This window comes from Neisseria sp. HMSC075C10 (assembly GCF_001815615.1).
GTDB classification, from domain to species: domain Bacteria; phylum Pseudomonadota; class Gammaproteobacteria; order Burkholderiales; family Neisseriaceae; genus Neisseria; species Neisseria subflava_A.
The window spans coordinates 1-810 of sequence record NZ_KV821225.1; the positions used below are offsets into that span (position 1 = coordinate 1).

An 810-nucleotide genomic window follows, 5' to 3' on the forward strand; every position below is an offset into this window, starting at 1 on the left:
TCAAGACATCGACGCCAATAAAGCAGCAATTGAGACCAAAGCTGATAAGACTGCTGTAGAAAGCGTAAGAACAATAGCTGTTGAAGCTCAAAAATCAGCTCAAGTGGTAAAAGGTGCTGTTGAAGTTGCCCAAAAATCTGCTGAAACTGCTGAAAGCCATGCCAAAGCTGCAAAAACATCCGCTGATGCTGCCAATAATGTAGCAAGTGCGGCGCAAACTGCTGCTGCTCAAGCTCAAGATGCAGTTAAAGCTAATGCCACACAAGTTGCCGCTAACAAAGCCGATATTGCTACCCTGCAAACAGCAAGCAACCAACACGCTGCCGGTATTGCTAAAAACTCAGCGCGTATCGACAACTTGGACAAAAACGTAGCTAATCTGCGCAAAGAGACCCGCCAAGGTCTTGCTGCACAAGCAGCCCTCAGCGGTCTGTTCCAACCTTACAGCGTTGGTAAGTTTAACGTTACCGCTGCTTTGGGTGGTTTCAAATCTGACACCGCAGTTGCAGTCGGTGCAGGCTACCGCTTCAATGAAAACTTTGCAGCCAAGGCCGGTCTTGCAGTCGGCACCTCTTCAGGCGGCTCTGCATCTTACAACGTAGGCGTGAACTACGAATGGTAATACTGGTTTAGTGTTAAATAGGTATCAAACCCGCAGCTATGCTGCGGGTTTTTTGTTTTGTTTGGCGGGTTTGCTCAACTGGACATGAATCTCGAATAAAAGACTTATAGTGGATTGACTTTAAACCAGTACGGCGTTGCCTCGCATAGCCGTACTATCTGAGACCTTTGCAAAATTCCCCAAAATCC

At 47.3% G+C, this 810-nt stretch carries 1 protein-coding gene; it reads left to right on the top strand.

Annotated features, from left to right (window positions below; all coding sequences use genetic code 11):
* Window positions 1-622, top strand: a 622-nt coding sequence (locus HMPREF3047_RS00265; protein ID WP_210399747.1) for a YadA C-terminal domain-containing protein, incomplete at its 5' end; no start/stop codon positions are given.
* Window positions 623-810 lie beyond the last annotated feature (188 nt).